Raw genomic sequence first — 4207 nt, forward strand, 5'->3', positions numbered from 1 at the left:
GTACGTCACCCCGCTCGAAACGAGGATCTTGCTCAGGCAGGACCTCACCCCCGCAGCCTAAAAACCCGCTGTCCAGGCCCCAGGGGGAACTTCACGGAGGTCTCCCAGGCTGCCTCGGGCAGCTTCGCGATGGCCTGCTCGTCGTCTTCGGTGATCTTCCAGCCGACGGTGTAGCGGACCGTGCGCCGCGTGGTGTTCAGTGCTTCGAGGTGTTCCAGCAGCCCGTGGGTGGCTCCGGCGCCGTCCGCCCGCACCAGGATCTTCGCGGCCGAGGAGCCGGGGATCTGCGCGAGGGCGTCGGTGGGGACGTTGATGTGGTCGGCCACCGTGTTGGCTCCGGCGTTGCCCGGCCGTAGCAGCATGGCCAGGGACTCGGTGGTGTTCGCGCACCACGCGGCCAGCGGATGAAACCCGAACGTCTTTTTGAACGTGACCGCTGCCCCGGCCTTCTTCGACGCCGAGGTGATGACGGTGGCGTCGACGTCGATGACGATCCAGCCGGTCAGCCGCTTGCCTGCCACCGTCAGCCACGGGAAGCCTCCCGGGCGAAGGTGCAGCAGGCCCCACACGTGCCGACGCACCAGGGCCCGCACCTTTGCGATCTTCGCCAGGGCTGCCTCGTCGAGCGCGGCCAGCGCGCGGCGGGCGGTGGAGTCCGAGGCTGCAGGGCCGAACAGGGGCCGGTGGTGCAGCTGGAGCTGCTCGGCATCCGAAAGGTTCGCCGCCCCGAGCACGATCGTGACCGCCAGGTGCACCAGCACCCCCGCGCGGTCCCGCCAGCCGGCCACCGTGCTGGACGGCAGCACCTTCGCCAGCGCGTCCGTCAGCCCCGTGCGGTCCGCGCACCGGCGCAGCAGCATCGCCCCGGCATGCCCGATCAGCCTTTTCCCGTCAGCCACCACGGACAGCCGACTGTCCCACCCTGTACGCTCAACCACCAGAAAGGTGCCCTGACTTCTGCAACGGATACGATCTAGACACTCGCATCCTCGCAGTTCAGCGGCACCTTTCTGCTATCAGGGCGTCAGATCACCCAACCCCGCTGAATACCCAGGGTTAGGCGTGGATGAGGCGGTTGCCGTTCGGGCCGAGCCGCGGGCAACCTCGCATAGGGAGGTCGCCCACAGGCTCCAGGGGCGCCTACCATCATTCCTCGGGCTGTTCCTCGCCGGCGTAGTCAGCCTCATGATTCTGGATCGCGTTGAGGACGTGGAGGGCGGTGTCGCGCAAGTCCATCCAGTCCTCGGCCGGACCGAGCAGCGGCGGGAAGGTCACAGCTTGACCCAAATCCGCCAATGCGTCGACGTAGGTCTTGGCGTCTGCCAGACAGTTGTTGAGCGCACGGCGCCTGTCCTGAATCTGCTGCTCGACCGGCACCTCCACGTCCGGCGCTGCTTGCGACAACTCTTCGACATCCTCCACGCCCCCCACCGATGACACGGGAGCGGCCGTGCCGTCGGCCTCCGCACCCTCGTCATCCTGCTCATTATCCTGCGACGGGCCAAGCGCCTGAAGGGAGCGCTTCGGGTCCGACGCGACGACGATGTCCCACTCCAGGAGCATGACTGGCTTGCCGTCGGCCAGAAGGATGTGGTCCGACGCCTGCAGATCGACCACGGAGTGCTGGTAATCGCCATCTCTCTCGGTGTCCTGGTCGTATGGCAAGCCGAGTTGCTGCCTCGTTCCTGAGTTACGGGGCAGCCTGTCGTCTTCAAAGCGCTGGGCTGCCAGAGCCAACGTCCGAAAGCCGATCTCGTTGCCCTGCCGGGCCAGCCCTTCGACGATCTTGTGCACATCACCACGGAAGGGGACTTTGCCGGGTGCCCGAGTCAGGCCAACCGACGAGCCCACATTCCTGGTCAGCAGCTTGTCGGCAATGAGGGCCGTGCCGCCCGCCAGTGCAAGGGTCAGACGGGCGTCGCGGCTGCCCTTGAGCGCTGGCTCAACCAACGTAGTGAAGTCTTCAGTCACGACCGGAGCCCAACCGTCCTCCAGCACCTCTTTGAACAGGACGCCTCCGTTACTCCAAGCGTTGCGGGCCTGCTGGGCAGCGGACTTCTTACTGGACCGCCAGGGGTGATCGACGATGGGGCCGAGCAAACCGGCATAGCCCTTGTCAGTCATCCGGCGATCACCTTTGATCTCCTTCGCTCGGCTCCTCAGCTCCTCGAAGACAGCTGGTCGAGTGAGGGTATGCAGCAGCTGGACAGCTCGCCACAAGCCGGTACTGGGGATGCTCTGGTTCCCGTACACCTGCGGGGCATCTGATGCTGGACGGAGCCCGACGGCCAGTTCGTACACCGCGTGCAACCCGTCCTCTGCGGCGCCGCTTCCCGTACCGCTGTGGAGGACGCGCTTGAGGGCACGGCCCGCGACTTCGACGTTCTGGGCGGCGGTGTCCCACGGCTTGAACTCGACATGCACCGAAGCGAGGATGGAGCGCAGTGCGTCATCGAACAAATCCTCGGCGTTCAGCGAAGTTCGCTCGTGCGCCTGGGCACCAACCGTAATGTGCGCCGGAACGAGATGGGATTGAGCAATTTGAACGGCGCGCAAAGACGGCTGCTCGTTCGCCCCCGCCTTGCCGATCTCCCTGATGAATTCGTCGCGCAGGAGCTTGCGTCGGCTCTGTCGACCTAGCGCCATTCGCTGGGTGAGTGGCTTGGCTGGCTCGTTCGCAGCCTGCTGGTACTGGGCCAAGAGAGTATCTACGGCCAGGCCGGCCACCTGCTCCGGATCGCTGTCCGGTCCCGCCAAAACCTTCCAAGCGCTGGCAAGTCGCGTAATGCCGTCTCGGGCAACAAGAGCGCACACCGGCTCCGTGCCGTCGTCGAATTCGTAGATGACCGGGTGCACGATCAGGGCGCGTGTCACCCGCCTGGCAAGGATCGACTCCGCATAGGAATTCCGGTACAGGGTCGTCGAGATGGTCTGCTGGACGTGTCGCTTAAGGTGCTTCAGGCTCTCGTAGCGATAGCGCAGGATCGCTTGCGGTTTACCGTTCTCAGCCATGCCCGTGACTTGCGGGTCGTCAACAGCCAGGAGCTCCTGGCCTGTACGTGGTTGGATAGCGGGAAACAACTCGGACAGCCAGACCCGGCCATGAACCGACCGTAGCGTGGCCCCGTCCACGTGCTCCTCCAGGAGCAGGCTAGCCCTGGAATCCTGGGACTCACGCAGTTGCAGTGCCACTGTCTCGGGCGTGACAGTGGCCCGCGCCACCGCGTGCCAGGCGTCCTCAGGTAGCGCGACCAAAGGAGACCTCATGCCCGCCTTGACCAGTTTGTTTCGTTCGTCCACATCGGACGCGTCGGGCAGTGCGTGATCGACGGTGGACACCTCAACCTGCTGCTTGCCCCATTCGACAGTGATAGATGCGCCGGCCGTATATGCAGGCATTGAGCCCCTCCTCAAGGTGGTTGATGTGGAAGACTGGATTTGCGGTCCTGGCCCGCAGCACTCGGGGTTCCAGGTCCGGCCCGGCTGGGCCCCGGCTTCGTCCGGGGCCCAGTCCCTTTCCGCAGCTGCTCTACTCAAAGAGCGCTTGGACCATGGGCGCCGGGGAAGGTGGCGCCGAACCAGTGCCACATGAAGGCGCGGGACGGGCGCTTGGCAATGGACTGGTAGGCCGAGTACGCCAGCATGTCGGCCGCCTGTAGCAGATCCAGGTCCCGGGCAGGCCGGAACACTGGGTCGCCGATAATGTGGCGCCCCTCATCCGGAAGTGCCCGATGAGCCCTCCGTAGGGCACTCTCAGTGCCGTCACCATCAACGATGACTACCCCGTAAGTGCCGGACGTGGCGAGCTCGCGGTTGAGCTGGTGCAGCAGGGCTGCGTAGAGGGCAGGCCGGTCGCGCCCGTAGTTTCCGGTCTCCCGGTACACAGCACGAACCCGCATTCCGGGTGTCGCGGCGATGGTCCGCAGCCCGCGCAGGATGACCTCCTGACAGTGCTGCCGGTGCGTGACGGGGTCAGTACTGCGCGAGCGATGTACGTGGCGGCCACGAGCGCCGGCGAGGTTCACTGAGTGCAGAGAGGAATCGACCGGAATCTCCAGCCGTGCGTCGGCATCCAACTCGACGCGGAAGTCCCGCCATCGCTGCTTCGCGGCGCTAGTGCCGGATCAGGCAACGTTTGCCCTGTCGACGACGGCGCGTAGGCGCTGGTCGTCGGCGTGGCGGTTTCGCCAGATGATGTAGCGGCGGA

At 65.6% G+C, this 4207-nt stretch carries 3 protein-coding genes and 1 pseudogene; all 4 read right to left on the bottom strand.

Annotated elements, in window-relative coordinates; genetic code table 11:
• Positions 1-44: 44 nt before the first annotated feature.
• Positions 45-938, bottom strand: a complete 894-nt coding sequence (locus tag AB0915_RS38400; RefSeq protein ID WP_366695940.1) for a transposase — start codon at positions 936-938, stop codon at positions 45-47.
• Positions 939-1146: 208 nt separating this feature from the next.
• Positions 1147-3399 carry a hypothetical protein gene (locus tag AB0915_RS38405; RefSeq protein WP_366695942.1) on the bottom strand — a complete coding sequence of 751 codons (2253 nt, stop codon included), beginning with the start codon at positions 3397-3399 and terminating at the stop codon, positions 1147-1149.
• A 134-nt stretch (positions 3400-3533) separates the two neighbouring features.
• Positions 3534-4076 (bottom strand): DUF3800 domain-containing protein, encoded by a 543-nt coding sequence (locus AB0915_RS38410; protein WP_366695944.1) that lies wholly within the window; start codon positions 4074-4076, stop codon positions 3534-3536.
• A 48-nt stretch (positions 4077-4124) separates the two neighbouring features.
• Positions 4125-4207, bottom strand: a pseudogene (locus tag AB0915_RS38415) (transposase); the annotation flags it as partial.

The organism is Streptomyces sp. NPDC048411 (assembly GCF_040704695.1).
Lineage (GTDB): Bacteria > Actinomycetota > Actinomycetes > Streptomycetales > Streptomycetaceae > Streptomyces.